At 43.5% G+C, this 21,997-nt stretch carries 13 protein-coding genes; 3 read left to right on the top strand and 10 right to left on the bottom strand.

The annotated features are described in order from the left end of the window. Nucleotides 1-50: 50 nt before the first annotated feature. Together FQ608_RS24770 and FQ608_RS24765 are read right to left on the bottom strand one after the other, a co-directional pair. Complete coding sequence (locus tag FQ608_RS24770; protein WP_158861185.1) at nucleotides 51-1,739, bottom strand: RagB/SusD family nutrient uptake outer membrane protein; 1,689 nt, start codon at nucleotides 1,737-1,739, stop codon at nucleotides 51-53. A gap of 11 nt (nucleotides 1,740-1,750) precedes the next feature. Next, entirely contained in the window at nucleotides 1,751-4,801 is a 3,051-nt protein-coding gene (locus FQ608_RS24765; protein WP_158861184.1) for a SusC/RagA family TonB-linked outer membrane protein, read from the bottom strand. A 306-nt stretch (nucleotides 4,802-5,107) separates the two neighbouring features. Here FQ608_RS24765 and FQ608_RS24760 point away from each other — a divergent pair, with 306 nt between their 5' ends. Next, the gene (locus FQ608_RS24760; RefSeq protein ID WP_158861183.1) at nucleotides 5,108-6,121 is read left to right on the top strand and encodes a LacI family DNA-binding transcriptional regulator; all 1,014 of its coding nucleotides are present in this window, start codon (nucleotides 5,108-5,110) and stop codon (nucleotides 6,119-6,121) included. Between the two features lie 400 nt (nucleotides 6,122-6,521). Here FQ608_RS24760 and FQ608_RS24755 read toward each other — a convergent pair whose 3' ends face one another. The 4 genes from FQ608_RS24755 to FQ608_RS24740 form a co-directional block, all read right to left on the bottom strand. After that, the gene (locus FQ608_RS24755) at nucleotides 6,522-8,846 is read right to left on the bottom strand and encodes an FAD-dependent oxidoreductase (protein ID WP_158861182.1); all 2,325 of its coding nucleotides are present in this window, start codon (nucleotides 8,844-8,846) and stop codon (nucleotides 6,522-6,524) included. Nucleotides 8,847-8,970: 124 nt separating this feature from the next. Then, nucleotides 8,971-10,284, bottom strand: coding sequence for a xylose isomerase (xylA, locus tag FQ608_RS24750; protein WP_158861181.1), 1,314 nt, complete (start codon nucleotides 10,282-10,284; stop codon nucleotides 8,971-8,973). 44 nt (nucleotides 10,285-10,328) lie between these two features. Then, complete coding sequence (locus tag FQ608_RS24745; RefSeq protein ID WP_158861180.1) at nucleotides 10,329-11,816, bottom strand: xylulokinase; 1,488 nt, start codon at nucleotides 11,814-11,816, stop codon at nucleotides 10,329-10,331. A gap of 22 nt (nucleotides 11,817-11,838) precedes the next feature. After that, nucleotides 11,839-13,482 (bottom strand): sodium/sugar symporter, encoded by a 1,644-nt coding sequence (locus tag FQ608_RS24740; protein ID WP_158861179.1) that lies wholly within the window; start codon nucleotides 13,480-13,482, stop codon nucleotides 11,839-11,841. A gap of 330 nt (nucleotides 13,483-13,812) precedes the next feature. Between FQ608_RS24740 and FQ608_RS24735 the strand changes: the two genes are divergently transcribed. Beyond that, a complete protein-coding gene (locus FQ608_RS24735; RefSeq protein WP_158861178.1) occupies nucleotides 13,813-14,883 on the top strand; it encodes a serine hydrolase domain-containing protein in 1,071 nt (356 codons plus the stop codon). 18 nt (nucleotides 14,884-14,901) lie between these two features. Here the strand turns inward: FQ608_RS24735 and FQ608_RS24730 are convergent, their stop codons facing one another. From FQ608_RS24730 to FQ608_RS24715, 4 genes are all read right to left on the bottom strand, one after another. Next, complete coding sequence (locus FQ608_RS24730) at nucleotides 14,902-16,560, bottom strand: hypothetical protein (protein ID WP_158861177.1); 1,659 nt, start codon at nucleotides 16,558-16,560, stop codon at nucleotides 14,902-14,904. Between the two features lie 3 nt (nucleotides 16,561-16,563). Beyond that, nucleotides 16,564-17,760: a hypothetical protein gene (locus FQ608_RS24725; RefSeq protein ID WP_234364382.1), complete on the bottom strand. Its 1,197-nt coding sequence runs from the start codon at nucleotides 17,758-17,760 to the stop codon at nucleotides 16,564-16,566. A gap of 528 nt (nucleotides 17,761-18,288) precedes the next feature. Next, on the bottom strand, nucleotides 18,289-19,608 hold the full coding sequence (locus FQ608_RS24720; protein WP_158861176.1) for an ABC1 kinase family protein: 1,320 nt from the start codon (nucleotides 19,606-19,608) through the stop codon (nucleotides 18,289-18,291). Between the two features lie 3 nt (nucleotides 19,609-19,611). Beyond that, on the bottom strand, nucleotides 19,612-20,268 hold the full coding sequence (locus FQ608_RS24715; protein ID WP_158861175.1) for a TetR/AcrR family transcriptional regulator: 657 nt from the start codon (nucleotides 20,266-20,268) through the stop codon (nucleotides 19,612-19,614). Nucleotides 20,269-20,461: 193 nt separating this feature from the next. Here FQ608_RS24715 and FQ608_RS24710 point away from each other — a divergent pair, with 193 nt between their 5' ends. After that, nucleotides 20,462-21,787: a S41 family peptidase gene (locus FQ608_RS24710; protein WP_158861174.1), complete on the top strand. Its 1,326-nt coding sequence runs from the start codon at nucleotides 20,462-20,464 to the stop codon at nucleotides 21,785-21,787. Nucleotides 21,788-21,997: the final 210 nt, after the last annotated feature.

The following is a 21,997-nucleotide window of genomic DNA, read 5'->3' as shown; positions in this document are numbered from 1 at the left end:
TCGTCAGAAAGCCAAGAAATACAATAGCTTTCTGACGACTAAATTTAAAATTAATATCCGGGGTTTTGCTGCAAATTAGAATTTATCAAAATCTCCTTGGACGGAATTGGCCAAAGATATTGCCTTGGGGCTTCAAACCTCCTGATGGCCAATCTTTTCACCAAACCCTGCTCAAACATGGGAGAGAGATCGGCTATTCCATCCTCGTCTATTTCAGGTGTCATCGGGAAAAACCACAAACCGGCATTTACAATCTTAGTTTTAAGCTCTGCCGGATCCAACATGCCATAAATATCCCGATTGAGAACTTTTTCCGCTATTCCCCATCGGATAATGTCGCTATAACGGACTCCTTCAAATGCAAATTCCATTCTTCGCTCCATCTTGATTATCTTTCGCAGGGCTGACTGGTCTGTAGTTGTTACTGCAGGATAAGAACCAACATCCACAACGGGTACTTTATAGGCTCTTGATCTGACTTGGTTTATCGCATCAAGGACAGTTTCGTCGATTTCACCCAACTCAACCTTCGCCTCCGCATACATCAATAATACATCGGCATATCTCATGATGATCATGTCGTTTTCAGCACTATAGTTTATCAACCAATCCTCATCCACCCCTTTTTTTCGCATTAGACCGTTAAATGATGCAAAAATAGCGACAGACCTAGTATCATTATTGGGTTGTCTGTTCCCAGTGTTGAAATTCATAACTGTTACGCTATCCGGATGAGGCTGATAGGTAAAGTTCAAATGCCTAGACTGAAATTCAACAATTGTGGCTGCGCATCTTGGATCCCTGTTTTCAAAGGGATTTCTAGGATCATAAAGAGGAGATTCATCAATTGGCAAACCATCTGTACAAAGGAAGCCATGAAACAAATCCCAAGACGGTGCCTGGGCACCACCCCATCCTCCCGGATTTCTAGGTAAAAAATCTCTCACACCATAGGTGACGTTCAGAGTTCTAGATCGTGGGATAGCAAATATAACTTCACTCGGATTCCTAGTCTGTGTTAAGAACAGAGTTTCAAAATCAGGATGTAAGGTATTTACTCCCAAATCCATACAAGCTTTTGCTGCGTCTCTGGCTATTTCAAAATCCCCCATTTGCATTGCAAACCGTGCTTTCATCGCATATGCCGCACTTTTTGTGGCTTTCTTGTTTTCCGACGACCCATAGGAGACTGGAAGCAATTGAGCTGCTCTATCAAAATCTTCATATACTCCCGCTTTAATGACCATTTTGTCTGTTCGGGAAAGTGTAAATGCTTCCTCTAAATCCAAAATTTCGGTAGAATAAACCACATCTCCATAAAGAAATACCAGTTCGCCATATTTTGCGGCTCTAATAAAGTGAGCATTGCCCGCAAAACCGTTGACAGTTGCTTCTGGCACTGTTCCCTGAACTCTATGTAAATTTGCCAAAATTGTATTCGATCTGGCAATTACTTTATAGGTATTGCTCCACACACTATTTACTACGCCCCATTCTCCATTGATAGTAGCATTTGTAATAGGAGTGAGTGATTCCCTTCTGGTATAATCATCCGTCCACTCGTCGTTAAGTCCCGGCCAAAATACATTTCGGAATAGATCGTTGACCGACATTTCTATCTCCGTTTCATTGGAGTACCAAGCCTCGCTTGAGCCTTCAGACAATGGATTTAGATCCAAATCAGCACAGGATACAAATCCCATCGCTATTAAAACAACTGATATGATATATGTTTTCATTATTTTTCTGGTTAAAATTGAACAGAAACACCCATTAACATGGAAGTGGTAATCGGATATCCGGATGCGGATACTTCTGGATCCCAACCTCTTGGGAAATTGTTAACAGTCCAAACGTCACTTACATTGGTGTACACCCGAATCGACTGCATTCCCAGCCGTTGGGCGACGGCGTCAGATAATCGGTATCCTAGTGAGATGTTTTTCAATCTAAAATAAGCGCCATTGATCATCCAAAAATCGGACATGGCAAAATTATTGCCCTCACTGTTACGTGATAGTCTGGGATAAGGTACTGCCAAATTTTCCTGCTCTGTATTATAAACACTCCAAAATTGGCCATCCAAAATTTCAGGTACGTGACCCCAATTTTCCATGATGGGCTGAACCATTAGACCGGATAGTCTGGAATTTTGTTTTCCGACACCCTGAATCACAAATCCCAAATCAAAATTTCTATAATCCAACCGAATATTTCCACCATAAAGATAACGTGGCATACTCCCTCCCAACAATACCCTGTCATATTCAGGTGAAATCCGACCGTCAGGCTCTCCATTGGGTCCACTGAAATCTTTAAACCTCACATCTCCAGGCCTAACGTTTGCATTCATTACCGCAGAATTATTCACCTCTTCCTGAGACTGGTAAATACCGTCAGAAACATATCCATACCATTCATCGAATTCACTTCCTTCCATTCGTACCTGGCTACCTAGAAACTGAATGCCGCCAAGATTTCCCATTATGGATCGGAAGTCGGAGATATTGAAGTTGATGGAATAACTAAGGTCCTGAATATCGTCGGACCATCCCAAGTCTAACTCCCAACCTTTGGTGTACATTTCCCCTGTATTTTGGTCTGGATTGTCAAATCCTATGTAATCAGGAATCTCCAGAGGCAATAACATATCCCGGGTGGTCTTTTGAAAGTATTCTCCGGATACCCTCAACTTATAATTGAAGAAATTTGCGTCTATACCAATATTATAAGATTCGGTTTTTTCCCACGAAATATTCGGTATTGCATATTGCCATTGTGCAGCGGATTGCGAAGAAACCACATTTGGACCTTGGTGAAACAACACATTGCTAAAACCAATAGTGGATTGATACGGGTAATTCCCTATTCGCTCGTTACCCAAAATCCCCCAAGATCCCCTTACTTTCAAAAAGGAAATTGGGGCCACATCCTTTAGGAATGATTCCTCCGACAAAACCCAACCACCTGAAAAAGAGGGGAAAGAACCCCATCGGTAATCGCTGGCAAATCTGGAGGACGCGTCGTATCTTAAATTTCCCTGAAGAAAGTATTTGTTTGCGTAGTTATAAGAAAATCGCCCAAACCAAGAGTTGTATGCATTTTCCCAGGCATTGCCACCATTCCCCCTAAACTCCAGGGGGCCTAAGTTTAAATAGGGAAAGTTATCCAACAAAAATTGATCCCTTGATGCGCTTAAATTCTCATAAAAAGCCTGATAGCTTTCATTTCCAGCCAAGAGATTCAACGTATGATTGCCAAAGACTTTATCATAATTAGCCAACAATTGCGTTGTAATTTGATAATTATCATGTCGGGATTCACTTAGATTAGTACTATTCGCCCATTGTAGTGTACCCAATGTTGCAGTCGGGTCGTCCCAGGCGGAATAAGTCACCCTTTTTTGAAAATTCTTCCCTTTGTTAAATCCAAAGTTTGGTGAGGCAACAGCAGAAAGCCTTAACCCATCAACAACTTCATAATTTAAACCCAATCTTCCCCCGATTTGGTTTTCCCAGTTTTGAATAGTTCCACCATGTTTTAGTTGTGCATAAATGTTGGCTCCTGTCTTACCTTCGGCAATTCTCCCATCACTCCATTCTGCGGCATAAACAGGCGCTGATATATTCATGTAGTAAATTGGGTCAATGCTGGGCTGATTATTTATTTCCCTTCGTAGAAAAATATCAGCGTTGAAACCAAGTCTTTTCGTTATGTTGCCATCGGTGTTGATTCGGGTCGTAACTCGCTCAAAGGTTCTTCCTTCGTATAGGGCGTCAAACTTGTCATATACAATAGATGCTTTAGTACGAATTGCTTCGCTGCCTCCTGAAATATCTAATGAATGTCGTTGCCTTGGAGCCTGTTTCCTCAATATCAAGTCAACCCAATTTGTATTGGGGTATAAATCCGGATTTGACGCATTCAAGCTCATGTAATTTTCAACCATTTCCTGCGGATATAACGGATACTCGTTTCCATCATTTCCGTTGTCGTTCCATCGGAGTTCATTGACGATATCCATATACCTCACCACGTCAACATATTGGGGTACATTGGTAGGCATCTCCGTTCCATATTCAAAATTGTAATTCAAACTTAAATCGCCTTTTTTAGCTCGTTTGGTGGTGACAACAATTACCCCGGCCGCTGCCCTTGATCCGTAAATGGATGCTGAAGCAGCGTCTTTAAGTACGGAAATACTCTCAATGTCATTGGGATTGATATGGTCAATACTATTGATTGGTACACCATCCATAATAATCAGCGGATTGGAGTCTCCAATTGTTGTAACGCCCCTTATCCGTATGTTTGCTGAGGAGCCGGGAGCGTTGCTACTTCTTCTAACCATAACGCCTGGCACTGCGCCTTGGAGGGATTGGGAAACATTAGGCATTCTCCGCTCGGCAATATCTCTTCCGGACACTGTTGATACTGCTCCCGTCAAATCACTCTTTTTCTGAGTACCATACCCAACGACTACTACTTCTCCCAATTCAGACATATTAGGCACCAGATTGATGTCAATGATCTCCTGATTGTTCACAGCAATTTCCTGGGTTAAGTAACCCAAAAAAGAAATTACGAGCACCGGATTCTGACCGGTGGCGCTGATAGCATAGTTTCCATCAATGTCGGTAACAGTACCGATTGAGGTCCCTTTCACCAAAATACTGGCTCCGGGTAGAGGCTCTTCGGATTCATCGGTTATTTTACCCGATACCCGAACCGATTGCCCAAAAGCTGTCCCTATGTTAGCTAGGATCAGCAACACCAAGAACGTTTGTAGCATTCTTTTCATACTTTTTTTCATTTAGGTTTATTAATATGAGTTGTTAATTGATAAATATATTATCGAAATTAAATTCTAAACTATTTAAAAAAACAGTGATAAAAAAATTAAAATAATGTATTAAAAAGTTATTTATACTGCAAACGTTCTCGATAACGTTTACATTTATGGAATTGATAATTTTTAATTGAGAATTGCAGTAAATTGAAAATGTAGTTTTCATTGAATTTTCAGAAAAATTTTAAAAAATCAGTTTTCAAACTTTCCTTCGTTTAACTTGCAATCCAAAATTTATCACTCCTGACATAAACCCCATTGAAAAAACCCATAACCATTAAAGACATCGCCGAGAAGTTAAATGTTTCTGTAGCCACCGTTTCCCGCGCGATGAGAAATTCATCGGAAATTAGGAAAGAGACTAAGAAGGCCGTTCTCCAAATGGCCAAAGAAATGGACTATCATCCCAACCTGCTTGCCAGTAGTCTCAGTAGCAAGAGATCAAACATAATTGGAATTGTTGTCCCTACTATTAACCGCTATTTTTGGTCAAACTCCATTGCTGGCATAGAGAATATAGCCTATGAAAAAGGCTATAAGGTTATGATCTTCCAATCCGGAGAATCCTTTGTAAAAGAGGAAGCTATCGTGGAGACCTTGGCAAACAGCCGGGTGGATGGGATTATTATTGCTTTTTCCAAAGAAACCCAAACCTTTGACCACATTCAACATATCCTCGATCGGGATATACCCGTGGTACTGTTTGAACGGACTTGTGAATCGATACAAACCTCAATGATTAAAACAGATGATGCCAGCGGAGCAAGAGAAATGGCAAATCATCTTATTTCGAGAGGCAAAAAAAACATTGCGTATATCGGCGGACCCATGTCTTTGGGAGTTTGTCGCAAACGGTATGAAGGCTTTCGAATTGCACTAGAACAGGCAGATATACATATTCACCAAGACCTCGTGGTAGCTTTGGAAGATTTCACTTTTGAACTGGCAGGTGAGGCATTAGTATCCCTATGGAAGCAGGACCCAAAACCGGATGCAATTTTCTGCTTTGCGGATATCTTGGCAATTGGCGTCCTTCATAAAGCCCAAAAAATGGGAATAAAGGTTCCCGAGGAACTTGCTATTGCTGGTTTTGGAAATGATATTACGGGAAAGTTTATTACTCCATCCATCAGCACCATGTCACAGCCATCCTTTGAAATGGGGCAAATGGCGGCACGGATTATTTTGGATGCCGTAGAATCAGATGAAGAAATTGTAAAAGTGGAGGAGCGATTGATCGTGCCCACGCTAATAGTACGTGAAAGCACTTAGTGTGTGAGCCCAAAATTTCGAATTTCTTTACACCACCGCCAATTATCCAACTTCACGAAGGATTTTTTTACCAACACTTTGCGTCCTTTGCGGTCTTTTTTAAAGGGATCACAAAGATCACTAAGGTTGCACAGAGGACTCTTAGGCTTTATTTCTTTGTGGACTTTGTGCCTTCTTTGTGCCCTTTGTGGTCTTTTTTAAATGATTCACATATTAGGACAAAGAGATTTATTTGAAATTCGTTGCGCCCCCTGTGTTAAACAAAAAATTAAACTATGTAGGCACATAGAAAATTGAGAACGTTGCGTCCGCTGCGCAATCGTTGCGTCCGCTGCGAGAAAAAAGGGACCACGACGATCACAAAGTTTACAGAGGGCTCGGAGAATTTTTTTTAAAACATCTAATACGGATATACACCTACTCCAAACAATCCAGCAGGGATTGATTTCTGAGGGTGCGTCAATTCTATCCGCAAAGACTGTGTTTCAATCACTTCTTTTAGTACGATTTCATTTCTCGTTTGGTGGTTATCCTTTTCTTCATATACTAATACTCCATTTCCATCCCAAATCCTGTAAGCCTGTACACAGCCGGGCATCACCCGTTCGTCATGACCCCTTAGGGTGGACTCAAGTGGATGATCCGCATCTGTATCAAACCATAAGACTATGCACCTGATTTGCTGTACTTCCTTCCACGATATCGTCAATGAAGGATTGCTGTCTTCCAAAGCCCCCACCCAGGCGTTTGTTTGCGTGGTAGGTCGAAAATAGCCATTGGTCAAAAAGTCAGTGGAAAAGGCGGAAAAAGGCCGGTAACTGGCAAATGCCAAGTTCTGTCCCCCAGGCCTTCTTTCTGGTAGCCAAAATTCAAAGGAATCTATCCCAAGGCCATCCGGTGGGTTCTGTCTGGCGCTGACAGCTACATCCCGGTTGAATTTGTTAAATACAGGCATTATCCCGGAAATCCGGGTATTCGAAGAGGCTACTTCAATTTTATCATTCGCCATAAGCGAAAAAAAAGCATAGCTTGGAGATTTCAATTCCCCCTCAAAAGACAGCCACAGATCCTGTTCTCCCGTCGTTACCGCCACTTCCTTTTCGGATAAGATCCTATCTGGGGTAAAGTTACCCTCACGTACAGCAATTTGAAGCATTAGCTTAATCACTGTAGGTTCAGAAGCCCTGATCCGAATCTTCAAGGCAGGAATCTCGCCTGCGGCCAACGGCATGAGTTGGGCCATACCAAAATCCAATTGCCTCCATGGCCCGTCAGCCGGAAGCTGGCTAAGGTCAAAGGTAGAAGATGCTGTGATTTGGGCTGTTTTGACTAAATTATCCGGATCCCTCCAAGGAACTTTGGGTAGGTATTGTCCGGTAGCTTGGAGTTTTTGTTGGAATTTGCTCATCCTGTCAACAGCTAACAAATCCCTGGGAAACAAATTGGAATGGGTGCACAAAACGGCCGCCATAGCAACCGCTTGGGCATTATGCGCACAGGTGGCCATGACCCTGGAGGAGCCAAAGGCCACATGGCTGGCACTAATTATCCGTCCGGCCAAAAAAAGGTTTTTTATATTTCGGCTATACATGGTCCTAAAGGGAATCTGGTAAATCCCTTTAGAATGCCACTGCGTACACCCGGGCTTTTCACCATAAACCCCATCCGCAGGATGAAGGTCGAGTGCCCATCCTCCATAGGACACCACATCCGCATGGTCCCGTTGCTCAACAACATCCTTTTGACTCAGCATATAGTCCCCTTCGAACCGTCGACTTTCCCGTTTTCCAGGGATCATGCCTACCCATTCCAAGGTATCATTTTCTGCTTCCGGATACTCGCCGGAATTTTTGATATGATCCCAGATGCCATAGATAATTCGCCACAGCTCCCATTTAATTTGCTCACTGTCATGAATGGTATCCAATCTGCCACCATACTCCACCCACCAAAGTCTACATCCCCTATCCCGCAAATTAAAAGACCGGAAACGTGGGAGATTGGCAATATCCGGGTTAGCAAAGGATGGGGGAATAAAACGGACTGGCTTATCGGTTTTCTTGCTGTGAAAATAAATGGAATGCCCCAGCAGCTCTCCGTAAGACTTATCCGGAGCAAATGCTTCATCGAATTCTTCTTTGGTCTCGGCACCAATTCTATATGCTGCTCCAGAAAGATACCCGACAATCCCGTCACCGGATGCATCCACAAACAGCTTGCTGTTCAGCCTATATACCGTACTGTTCTGACTGCAAAATGCGGATACGGAGTGAATTACATTCTCACCTTTCTTTTCTACATCATATACGGCAGTATTCAGCAGCAAGGTGATGTTTTTCTCGACAACTACTTTTTCCAAAATAACAGTGTCCAAAATCAGCGCGTTGCCTTCCGGATTTCGGTAAATGTTTTCCAGCAAAATCTCATCAATCACGCCCCCTTCCCTGGCCCAGCGGTTATTGTTGCCCATGCTGGAGGTGGCTCCCAAAATCCAAAGACGGATCTCCGAGGATGCATTCCCACCTAATACTGGCCTGTCTTGAACCAAGGTTACCTCCAATCCTTCCCTAGCGGCAGTAATGGCACAGCATACACCCGCCATACCACCTCCGATTACCACCAAATCCGCATTTAGCGAAACTTCCCTAAGATTTCTTTTTTCCGGTGTTGCTGATTCTGATATCACTGTTATTATTTCTAAAGTACCAAAAAGCCTACCCAACATTTGCTGGATAGGCTTTAATTTTATTTCAGCAGATTTATTTCAGTAATTAGCTGACCAATAAACCCCATTCTGAGATCAATCGCTCAAATAAATCCCAGACATAAATTCATTGTCAATTTACCTTTTAAATAAACTGATTTAGTATGTTCTCATACATTTCCTGTTTCCCACTCGTTTGCTTGGGTTCTCCGGTTTCCATAGCGTGGGATCTCAGATCCTCCAAGGTCAACTTGCCCGTTTCGAACTCTTTCCCTTTGCCGGAATCAAATGAAGCATACCGCTCTTTTCGCATTGACTCATAAGGAGATTTTTCGATAATGTCATTGGCAATTATTAAACTCCTGGCAAAGGCATCCATACTTCCCACATGTGCATGGAACAAATCTTCCAAATCCGTGGAATTTCTTCTGATTTTCGCGTCAAAATTTACGCCGCCAGTTGTAAATCCATCTCCCTGTAGGAGAACCAACATGGATTCGGTAAGTTCCTGTAAGTTGATTGCAAACTGGTCGGTATCCCATCCATTTTGGTAATCACCTCTATTCGCATCTATGCTTCCCAAAAGCCCTGCATCCAAAGCCACCTGAAGTTCATGCTGAAAGGTATGCCCCGCCAAAGTGGCATGGTTTACCTCCAAGTTAAGCTTGAAATCCTTATCCAATCCATAATGCCTTAAAAATCCAATTACTGTGGCCGCATCGTAATCGTATTGGTGCTTTGTAGGCTCCATTGGCTTAGGTTCGATAAGGAACGTACCTTTAAATCCCTGCTTTCTCCCGTAGTCACGGGCCATGGTCAGGAATTGGGCCAGATGTTCTGTTTCCCGTTTCATATCGGTATTGAGTAAGGACATATAGCCTTCTCTTCCTCCCCAGAAAACATAATTTTCTCCTCCAAGGGCTATAGTTGCATCAATGGCATTTTTCACCTGCGTGGCGGCATGGGCCACTACGTTGAAATCCGGATTGGTAGAGGCACCATTCATGTAGCGGGGATTGCTAAACACGTTGGCTGTACCCCAAAGAAGTTTGATGCCCGTTTCGGACTGCTTTTGTTTCGCATAGTCCACGATGGCCGCAAGTCTTCTTTCATATTGCGAAAGGGAATCTCCCTCATCTACCAAGTCAATATCGTGAAAACAATAGAATGGAGCTCCGATTTTACCTATAAATTCAAAGGCAGCATCCATTTTATCTTTGGCACGCTGCACCGCATCGGATGCCTTGTCCCACTCACGCACCATGGTGCCTGGACCGAAGGGGTCATTTCCCGTAGCACAGAAAGAATGCCAATAGGCGATGGCAAATCGAAAATGATCCTTCATTGATTTGCCCGCAATCACGCGGTTTTCATCATAAAATTTAAATGCCAGCGGATTGGTGGATTCTCTTCCCTCAAATTTGATTTTGTCGACAGTAGGAAAATAGGTTTTAGACATGTGTTAATTCGTTTTTTGGTTTGGTTTTAATGCTATAGATTTGTTCAAAGTTTGTTCAGATAGGCTTCCCATCGTTGGTAAACCTCCCCGTAGGCTGATTTCAGCTCCTCCGAAGGAGCAATTTCGGCCAATTTTTCAAGCCCTACAAATGCTTCTTTGTTTGTGGAATACCTTCCGGCTCCAATTCCGGCTCCCCTAGCAGCTCCTTGCGAACCGTCTGTATCGTATAGTTGAAGTACAACATCATTCATATTGACAAAGGCTTCACGGAACAAGGGGCTTAGGAACATGTTTGCCCGACCGGCTTTAACGGTGTTCAGGTTTAGCCCCATTCCTTTCATGATATTGAAGCCAAAGGTTAGGGAACTGACTATGCCTTCCTGTCCGGCACGGAGGACGTGGCGCTTGTCGTGTTTGAGCAGGTTTATTCCTGAAAGGTGGGCATCAACTTGGCGGTTTTGCATGATGCGCTCTACCCCGTTTCCAAATGGTATAATGTTAAGCCCTTCGGCTCCTATGGGAACCTCAGCCGCAAGATCATTCATTTGGTCGTAGCTGATGGAATTGCCACCAATCATCTTTTTGATCCAGCTGTTTAGAATTCCAGTTCCGTTCACACAGAGTAAAACGCCATATCTGGGGTCTTTTTTCTTATGGTTCACATGGACAAAGGTATTGACCCTTGACGCTGGATCAAAAACCGGCTTAAGACTTACCCCATACACCGTACCGGAAGTACCGGCAGTGGTGGCCAGTTCTCCGTCTTCGAGTACATTAAGGGAAAATGCATTGTTCGGCTGGTCTCCTGCGCGGTAGGCAATGGGTATACCCGCTTCAAGGCCCAATAGAGTAGCCGCATTTGAAGTCAGTTTTCCCTGATAACTAAATGAGGGAACTGCATCCGGCAATATGTTCTGGTCCAATCCATAATAATCAAGCAGTTTCGAGGAAACGCCATTCGCAAGAAAATCCCAAAAGATACCTTCGGAAAGGCCTGTCTCCGAGGTCAGGATTTCTCCGGTCAACTTCATGGCGATATAATCTCCAGGAAGCATTATTTTATAGACCCGATCAAAGTTGGACGGCTCATTTTCTTTTACCCATTTCAGTTTTGAAGCGGTAAAATTTCCCGGGGAATTCAGTAAATGTTCTAAGCAATAGTCACTTCCCAAATCGGAGAATGCCTTGTTTCCAATTTCCACCGCCCGACTATCGCACCATATTATTGCGGGACGTATTACCTCCCGGTTTTTGTCTATCATCACCAAACCGTGCATCTGGTATGATATGCCAATACCCAGAACTTCACCGGGTTTGATGTTGGCTTCCTTTACCACTATTTGCGTGGTTTCCTGAATATATTTCCACCAGGTGTCGGGATGTTGTTCCGCCCACTCTCTTTGAGGGGAATGAATGGTCATTTCCTCTTTTGGCAAGCTAGCCGAGCTGATTACTTTGCCGGTTTGGGCATTTAAAAGTGTTGTTTTGACAGACGAACTGCCGATATCATATCCTATTAATAGTTCTCTCATGAAGTTTAAATATAATTATATGTTACCAAAACCTAATATACAGGGCAGCAATAATGCCCATGATGATAATGGCACCAATTTTAAATTTAGTACTCGTTTTAAATAGGTCCGGTGAAATTTCTATGCCCTTTGGATGGTCTTTTCCTTTTCCTTCAAAGAGGCTAACCGCAATAATCACTGCTGAAATAATCAAAAACACTACTCCCATACGGTCAATAAACGGAAGCCCCGGAGTGATAAATTTAAACAGCATGGATAATGGAATGGTCAATGCAGCTGCGGTTAATGCGGCATTGGAAGTGGTTTTTTTCCAGAAAAAGCCGAATATGAAAATCGCAAAAACACCCGGGGATATAAATCCTGTATATTCCTGAATATACTGAAAGGCCTGATCCAGTTCCCGCAATGCAGGTGCCACCAAGGCTGCAATAATGAAGGCAACAACGGCTGTAATCCTTCCAACCCTAACTTGCTTAACTTCTGACGCTTTGGTGTCAAAGAAATTTTTGTAGATATCCAATGTAAAGATGGTCGATGTACTGTTGGCCATAGATGCCAAGGAGGAAACGATCGCTGCTGTCAATGCGGCGAAGGCCAGCCCTTTCAGTCCAGATGGCAAGAGCTGCAATAATGTGGGGTATGCCCGGTCTGATTTTATAATTCCGGCTTCAGGATCGGTCATTGACTGAATAAAAGATGTATCAATGCCGTCTCTTACTATCACAAAGGCCGCAATTCCGGGAATCACAACGATCAATGGCATTAATAGCTTCAGAAATCCAGCAAAAATCATCCCTTTTTGTGCTTCATTGAGAGATTTTGCAGCCAACGCCCGTTGGGTGATGTACTGGTTAAAACCCCAGTAATTTAGGTTGATTACCCACATGCCGCCAATCAATACACTTATGCCAGGCAAATCGAGATAGGCATCCCGTGTCCCTCCGGCGCCGTCAGGGATCATCATTTCGCCTTCCTTTATAATCATTTTGAAATGAGAGGGTGCTTCCTGCACCAACGACACAAATCCCCCTATGACGTCTCCCTCACCAACTAAAGATAGGGCGAGATATGTAGTCGCCAATCCTCCTCCCACTAAGAAAAACACCTGAATTACATCCGTCCATGCAACAGCCTTAAGCCCACCATATATGGAGTAAAGCATAGCAAAAACAGCCAGCCCCGCAATTCCATATCCTAAAGGAATGCCCAGAATGGTATCCAGACTCAGTGCCCCGAGGTATAGTACCGATGTAAGATTGACAAATACATAAACCAATAACCAGAAGATAGCCATGGTGGTCCTAACCCGGCTGTCGTATCGCTTCAGCAGAAATTGGGGCATAGTACTAATTCCTTCTTTCAAATAAATGGGAAGGAAGAAAATAGCCACAATTACCAGCGTGGCAGCCGCCATCCATTCATAGGTAGAAATGGCCAACCCAAGTGCAAACCCGGATCCTGACATACCAATAAACTGCTCGGCAGAGATATTGGATGCGATCAGTGATGCACCAACCGCCCACCAGGGTAGGGCTTTACTGGCTAAAAAGTAATCGTTGGAATCTTTGATATGGCCTTTCTTTTCTCGGGAAACAAAGTATCCCATCAGAATAATCAGAAGGCAATATCCAATAAAGATGGTTAGGTCTAAGGCTGTAAAATTCATGAATAGTGGAATGCGTTAATGGGTTTACACGAATAACAAAATTATTTGGTTTGTACGAAAATAGACGGTGCAATATAGTCAATTCAGTTTTTTTAAAAATAAAATCACAAAAAACTAATGCACAAGTTTTAGAAAAGCCTCAAAATAGCCCCGTAGGATATTATATAATTGTGTTTTAAATACACTTAAATACTTGAATCTCCTCTATCCACTCTGGATTTAACATAGGAGCAACACCACCTGTATTAAATTACCGTGAATAGGTAGTTTTAATTTACTATTTTTCAATTTTAGGCGTATATTGAAATTCATTAAAACAGCATCCTTTCCATGGAACATTTGCCACTGACGACTAAGGAACTACACCTAAATCTAGAAAAGTGCTTGCGTGGGTTTCTGGAAGGCAAACAGTTAAAAGGCGCTATTTTGCATATTCACGGAGACGGGAGTGAACCAATTGATTGGAAAGGGGCTGTGGGGAATTTAGAAACTACCAGCCCATATTTCCTTTCCGAGGTTTCCTTTATGCATGTTGCCGCCATGACGCTTAAGCTAAGGGCAAGAGGCAAATGGAAGCTGGCTGATAAAATAATCCGGTACCTTCCCGAAGAGGATGGCAAAAATTTGTTGGTATGGAGAAATAAAGATCTATCCACTCACATTGAAATCGGGCACCTCTTATCACACCGATCCGGCTTGGGGGATTTTTTTACACATAAAAAAGACAACCACCCGTCATTTTTAGACAGGTTGGAAGAAAACACGGATTTTTCGTGGAACCAACAAGCTACGCATGAATTAATCAGAAGTAGTGACGCCGCTTTCGCTCCCGGAAATAGCAAAAAAGCATTTTTTTCCCGGTCCAATTATTATCTTCTGGGACTTGCCATTGAACACGCAGGCAATAAAACATTGGAGTCCCTGCTCAAGGAATTTCAACTTCGGCCCTTGGGACTCAATCAAACCTACACTTATGACAACCCCACGGACAGAACGCCTGTTGCCTTTTATTACAAAGACACCCGATTAAGTGCTCCCAATTTTATGCAATCTTTTGGCCCTGTTGGAGGAATGGTCAGCACTGCCAAAGACAGTATGGCGTTTCTTCGGGCTTTTTTTCATGGGAGTTTATTTCCCGCGGAATATTTCACGGAAATGGAAACTTGGCTGCCGGCCGGTAACGGTCAATTTTATGGATTGGGGTTAGGCAAATATGAGCCCCATGGTTTACCTGCATTTTTCTCCAAGCAGCCGGCGCTTCTTGGTATGACGGGTTTTTCCGGTGCTTTCGCCCTTTATGTTCCTGAGAAAAAAGCATATTTCACAGGTACTGTAAATCAGATGGACGACCCGCATCTGGCATATAAGCTTGTTCACAAAGTAAGTAAGGTCCTTCCTTAAATCAACCTTTGTCTACCATCAATCCGATACCGCTACATCGAATGCGCCGTTTAGGATCTGTCCATCGATCTTCACCTGTATCCAGACCCTAAAATCACCGCCTTCAGGAAAGGCATACGGAAAACTGACCATCTGATGTCCTTCATGTTCCGGATCCTCTGGCATGTTATGCATCCCATTGCCCATCAATAGACTGTCACGTTCTGCAATTGGCAACTGGTCCATCCAAGAAATCACTTGATCTACGCTGTCCATAAACGTCATCCCTGTAGGCAACTGTCCAAATCCTGTTTTTCCGGAGGCAAAGCGTTCAAGGAGCATTTCTTGGGAACCCATTGAATAGTTTCCGGTTGGATGCAAGTGAATGTAAACTGATCCGTCATATTTCATAGCTACAGCATGCCCCATCATTCCCAAATAAGGCTCCAAATTAGCAGGGTTACCCTCGGGATCGAATAACTCGAAATCCAGACTATAAAGTTTTCCTGCCTTATAATCTTCCGTCTCAGATTGCCACATGGCCCCATACCCCCCGGCAAGATCGATGCGCATACCCGGCTTCCCGCAAAGAAGAAAATCCGCATCCAGTAAATTGGGAGTCGTCTGGGAGGAGGTTTTGCTGGAAATAAGAAAGCTGTCATCCCTGTCCAACGAGGCATTTCGCTCGGAAATAAGCCGGAACGGGGTATTTTCAGGAATAGTAAGATCACTGACGATGGTTTCCGAAAATCCGGTAAAACGCGTAAAATCAGCGAAAACATGGTAATCGCCCGCCGGAAGATCAGGCAGCACACTTCGAAAATGCAGTGAATCTATCCGCTGAGGGTGTAGGTGCGCAAACACATCCAAGTCGTCTTTTCGAATCAAAAACAGGTGCATTAACTTTCCATGATCCGGAACGATATAGCTCATTTTTCGAACTGTACTGCCCCATTGCAATTGCTCCTTATCTATCGTAAGCTCAAGAAAATTTCCCTGATCGGATGATTCAACCCAGGCATTTCCCGCTATGGGTTTATAAATATTTTTCAGGTAACTGTCGGCCTCGTTGTCCCACCAGGATTTCCCTCCCCACAGGATCAGCAGCATGCAAATGGTTCCGATTACCACTCCCTTTGTTTTCCTTGCATTTCCGCTTTTTTCCCTGGGCACACCCGGGCTTCTTAGGCTATCGCTCATAGCCGAGGCGATAATGGTCACCATTAAAATCACCAAAAAAAGCCCCAAAGCGGACAGAATCAACCCCAAATTTACAGGCATGTCTTTTTGGGCTGTTGGAAGGGCCATGACGGGAATGGTGGTTTCAAAAACCCTATCTCCCTGGCTAAGGATCAGCTGTACGCTGGAGGCACCCGCACCCATAAACCAAAGTTCCAGTTCATACTTCCCAATCTCGCCTTCTACGGGTATCAAAGGATCCGATATAGGAGTCCCGCTAAGTCCGGCAGACCAATAGACCGGCTTGGCTTCCAGAGAGATTCCATCCGGATTGTCAGGCAAAATAACGGTTACAAGCGCAATTCCCGGAATTACATCAGGTGGATTGACATTTGCCATTACCCGGTAGGGACCAAGCATGCCTTCATAAATGACACCTGGACTTCCCACATGGCTGCTGATGCCTAACCAAAGCCCCACTAAAAGGCAAAATTTAATATAATCTCTGAATATTTTCATTTCCTATCGCTTTACCTGAGACATCCAACGACCAAACGCAAGCCCAATACGGGAACTGAGAATGCCAAAAAGCAGGGCTATTCCCAAACCTTTTACTAGCACCCACCCAGTATCAATGGATCCAGGATAAAACGCAAATCGGTATTCCCAATCAGGGTTACTGCTGTATGGCCAGGAAAACCGGCCAAAAAACCAACCTCTTGCGGCTTCGGTGTGTAAAAAGTCTGCAAAGACCCACTGCACAGGAACAAAGAAGACCAAGAATCCAACTGACAAAACTACCGATAAAATCCAAGGGTTGATTACTTTCCACTTTGCTACCATCAGGTCAATTGCGATAGCTGGAACGATCAACAACAGCGGAAAATGAAAAGGTTGATAATTCGTGATGTGATTGTAAATGGGACTCAACCTGGGCTCAGCTGAAAACAGGGGCAGGACCCAAACCATGGCCGCCATAAGCAGAGAATATGCCAGAGCCATCATGGTTCCCCCCCACTTATAGGGAGATGCATAAGAAATAGAAATTATTAGGAGCGGAAAAATCATTGCCGCTACTTTATAGGCCGTGGTGCCATGCATTTTGTTGGTAAAGAAAAATTCCGAAACCATGATGTAAGCCATCACCAACAGAAAGCCCGCGGACAACCCAAACAACCAGCGCAAACGGGACTTCATTGCCGGGTTTTCCGAAAGGTTAAAATTATTCTGCGTGGCCAAGACGCTGACTATTGCGCCAAACTGTATCATGATCATTCCAAGGCCCAACACCAAGTGGGGAGGTGAAAGAATTTTCACGTCAAGCCCGTAGGTGTTGTGCCACCAGTCGTCAAAAGGTGCCGAGGTCAACATGGCAAAAGCCCCCCAAATGCAAAACATAGCTCCCAGTGAACCGTGAAAAATCCCCCAGAATTTTATGCTTGCTCCCTTTTCTCCGGCACTGCCCCAGAAACTTGTTTTCAACACCCTTATACCTGAAAATACTCCGGCTACCACAGCCCCCAAATACATTACCAAATGGGGAGGCGACAATAGTCCATCCCTACCCACACTCATATGCCAGGAAATATCCCATATTAGCCCCACCGCAATACATAGACTGGAAAATACAGAAGCGTACACATAGGTGGGAATTCGGGTCGTTTCCGATTCAACCCGCTCACGGGAATAGACCGGATTTAGGGAAATGGTTGAAGACATGACAGTTAAAGTTTTCACGAGTATAGGCATATCTTGCCAAAAAAAAAAGGATTTACCGGTTAGGAATTAAAAAAAAATGGAGGACCACAAAGAGCACCAAGGTACACAAAGGGCACGGAGTTTTTGAATTTCTATGAGGCATTCGTGGTCTTATTTTTAACCACATAGTTAACAGTAGTTCACATAGAGTTTGTGAAATCCATTGCCGCCTTTGCCTCTACTTTGCGCCCTTTGCGGTAACAATGAAAACTAGGCGAGCAGAAGGCTACTAAGATTAAACCCCACTGTGGCTAATTTTTGATTTTTTGTAATTCATACCCCCTAAATCACAAAAAAAAATCTGCGCAAATCTTCGATATCTGCGGGCTATATACCTCAAGAGAGCAAAGATAAACAGCTGAGGGTTTTGGCGGGAAAGGAATCTCACTACAACCTTCCCCGCTGCCAAAACAAAACCGAACTATACTTCATTACCAGGGGCTCCGCTACACCCCTGGCTACTAAGATTACACCCCTCTGGGGCAAATTTTACTTCAACCAATCCGGCTTTGTCGTTGTGATATTTGCCTGGAGTTGATTTAATAGATTGTAGAGCCCGAAATAGGTCCTATTTATATATAATCCATGTCTGGAGCCACGGGCCTGTTTGGACTTGCGGAACATTTTGTCATTTGATATTCTATCTCCCAACTTAAAGATCTGCTGAAAATAACTGTCATCCGCAAAATCAAAGGCATCCACATGAAATGGCCTTCCAAGTAAGGAAATCATTTCCCTGAAAATCGACTTAAAATATTCCTGCTCTACAGGAGTGTCCTTATGGCTGATAAATTCCAAATCGAAGAATATCTGGTCCAATTCCTCCTGTTTGATCAACAAATCTTTCTTGATCAGAGCAAAGTATCCCTGATAGAAATCCTCCGGAATCACTTTGACACATCCAAAGTCAATAACAGCCAGCTTTTCATCCTCCTGAATAATAAAATTCCCGGGATGTGGATCGGCATGTACCTGAAGCATTTCGTGTACCTGATAGTGATAAAAATCCCACATGGCCTGACCAATCTTATTTTTCAATTCCTGAGAAGGATTGGTTAACAACCATTCCCGGATATGTAGGCCTTCCATCCAGTCCATGGTGATAATGCGTGGGCTGCTTAGCTCCTTATAATAGATAGGAAAGGTCAGATTGTCTATATGCCCGCAGGCCGTGGCGATTTCAGTCCCCCGGTTGATTTCCAAATCATAATTGGTCTCTTCCAACAACTTCTCCTCCACCTCATCCATGTAATGATCCAGTTCCCGTTCATTCATGTTCAACAAGCGCAAGGCAAAGGGCCTCACTAACTTCAAATCCGAACTCACACTGGATGCCACTCCCGGATACTGAATTTTAACCGCATAGGTTTTTCCATCCTTGGTTGCCTGATGTACCTGCCCGATCGAAGCCGCGTTTACCGCCGACGGTGTAAAGGTTTCAAACATGCCTTCCGGAGTTTCTCCAAAATACTGTTTAAACGTCTTCACCACTAAGGGATAAGAAAGCGGTGGCGCACTATACTGCGCCATAGTAAATTTGTCCTGATAGGCTCTGGGAAGCATATTCTTGTCCATTGCCATCATTTGGGCGACCTTTAATGCACTTCCTTTCAGTTCACTAAGCGAATCATAAATATCCGTGGCGTTGTCCAAGTGCAGCTGGTCTTTCGTCATGGAAGGATTTACTACCTTTTGGGCATAGTGCTTCATGTAGTTACCTCCCACTCGGGCACCTGTTTTGATAAATTTGGCCGCACGCTGTACTTTGGAAACCGGAATGCTGGTTTGTTCTTTGATGTTGATTGACATGTATTACTTAGATTGGTATAAAAATTTGGCGAAATCCACAAAGCTGTCAACGGCACTTTTACCCATCAGGTCAAAAGCCAAATTTACCGACTTCTCAATAGCGGCATCAGTTTTCTCAAACCCAGGAGAAGTATCTTTGATCCAAAACTGAAAAACAAACAATACTTGAAGCCAGATCGCTTCGTCATAGCGGTCACTGATATAAGGACGGTTGGCGATTTCCTCGGTTTCTTTTCCCTCCAATATGATTTCATTCGCAAATTCCTTAACCTTGGACTTGAATGATTTGATTTCCTGTGGTATGGGATTCCTTAAATCGCCTTTGCCACCGTAAAGGCTCAACAGATAGGACCTGTTCTTTTTCAGGTGCTCGATCCAAGTAAAGAAAAATCCAAGTAATTTCTCCCGGGCTGTATAGCTTGGATATACCTCCTGCCCTTCCAGCTCGGCAACGGTCTTGTCAAATATCATTTCCCAGACGGCGGATTTGATCGCCTCGAAGGAAGTGAAATAATTATAAAATTCCTCCTCCTTCATATTGAGGGATTTGGCAAACTTAAAAATGGAAGCGGGCTGCTTTCCGTGTTCCAATATATGTTCCACATAGCCATGAATAATGGCCTCTCTATAATCGATTTGATTTTCTATATTTTCTATCATCTGTTGATTTGATCGTTTCTATTGACAGCATAACAAAAGAATCTATCAAGAGGTTTATCAAATAGATCGAATTATTTTTTCAAGGGAAAATATTGGTGGTTACAAAACAAATAAAAAAATTAGTTTTTGTAAAAATAAAACCAATTACAAATACTTTTACGTTAATATGACGGAGTAAAAAAAAGTTACTAATATGACTTATAAACGAATACTGGTTTTTTTGATTTCGGGTTTGTTGGTTGGGGGGACGTTTTCATGCTATCCGGATGAGGAAGTCCCTGTTATTACGGAAAACAATGTAAAGGAAGCCATTTATCAGACCATGAAGGAATGGTATTTCTGGAATTCTCAGATTCCGGATAATGTGGATGTAACCAGCTACCCTTCATATACCCAACTACTTTCCGGGTTGATATTTCAGCCGCTTGACCGTTGGTCTTATCTGACTACCCGGGAAGCATTCGACAGGTCTTTTACCGGGCAAAATGCAGGCCATGGTTTTGGATTTGGTATCGGGGAAAATGGAAACCTATATATTTCCTTTGTCTATTCAGAATCCCCTGCCGGGAAAGATGGATGGCAACGGGGTTGGGAAATTGTAGGCGTTAACGGGAGGCCCGTTGCTGATTATCGGGTGGGCAATGGCTTTAACTTTCAACTAGGACCCAATACACCTGGGTTCCAAAACAATTTTACGCTACGACTTCCCGACGGAACTACTACCACCCGTCTCTTGAGCAAGGCGGATTACCAATCAAATTCCGTTCTACATAATCAGATTTTTACAAGAGATGGAAAAAACATAGGTTACTGGGCCTATAACGGTTTTCAGGCCACTCGGGGGCAAACGCCTACCAAAAGCCTTGAAGTGGAAGATGCCCTTAAATACTTTGAAGAGAACAATATTAAAGAGTTGATCTTAGACTTAAGATATAATGGCGGCGGATCGGTAGATGTCGCCGAACAGATAATGAATGCCCTGATTCCCGCTATCCATTCTGGGAAATTGATGTATACCAATGCGCTTAACGGAGACAAATCCAACTTAAACGAATCCGAGAATTTCAGCAAAACAGGAAGTTTGGAAATTAGTAAGCTGGTGTTCATCACATCTAGAAACTCCGCTTCTGCCTCTGAGTTGATTATTAATTGTCTTGAGCCATATATGGATATAACCTTGGTGGGGGCTAATACTTATGGCAAGCCTGTGGGGTCCTTTCCACTATCCCGCTTTAATACAGCCCTTTCTACCAACGATGTGGAGCTGGTTCCGATTACCTTCGCGATCGCCAATGCAAATGGAAAAGCAGAGTTCTATGACGGATTTCCAGTAGATATTCTAGTCAACGACGACATCTCCCGCAATTGGGGAGACGAGGATGAAAGCCGACTCCGGGCAGCTTTGAATTTCCTGGAATTCGGGTCGCTGGCTCCTACGACAAGAAGTAGATATGTGGATCACGGATGGGATATGATTGATAATTTTGAAGGGTTGGAAAAGGAATTCCCGGTTTACTAGATTTTGATTAACCGCAAAGGGCGCAGAGTAGGCGCTAAGGACGCAAAGATTTTTTTAAATCTTCGTGGAAATTAAGACGTCTACAGAACTCTTAATAAGAGGACCGCAAAGAACTCAAAGTTGGTTAGAAATCCCTATGTTCTCTGAGTCCCTTAGTCTCTCCGTCTCCTCAGTGGTTCCCTTTCTTGTTTCCCGCAACGGCCGCAACGG

This window comes from Lunatibacter salilacus (genome assembly GCF_009797935.1).
Classification (GTDB): domain Bacteria; phylum Bacteroidota; class Bacteroidia; order Cytophagales; family Cyclobacteriaceae; genus Lunatibacter; species Lunatibacter salilacus.
This window is presented reverse-complemented; position numbering and strand designations above follow the sequence as displayed.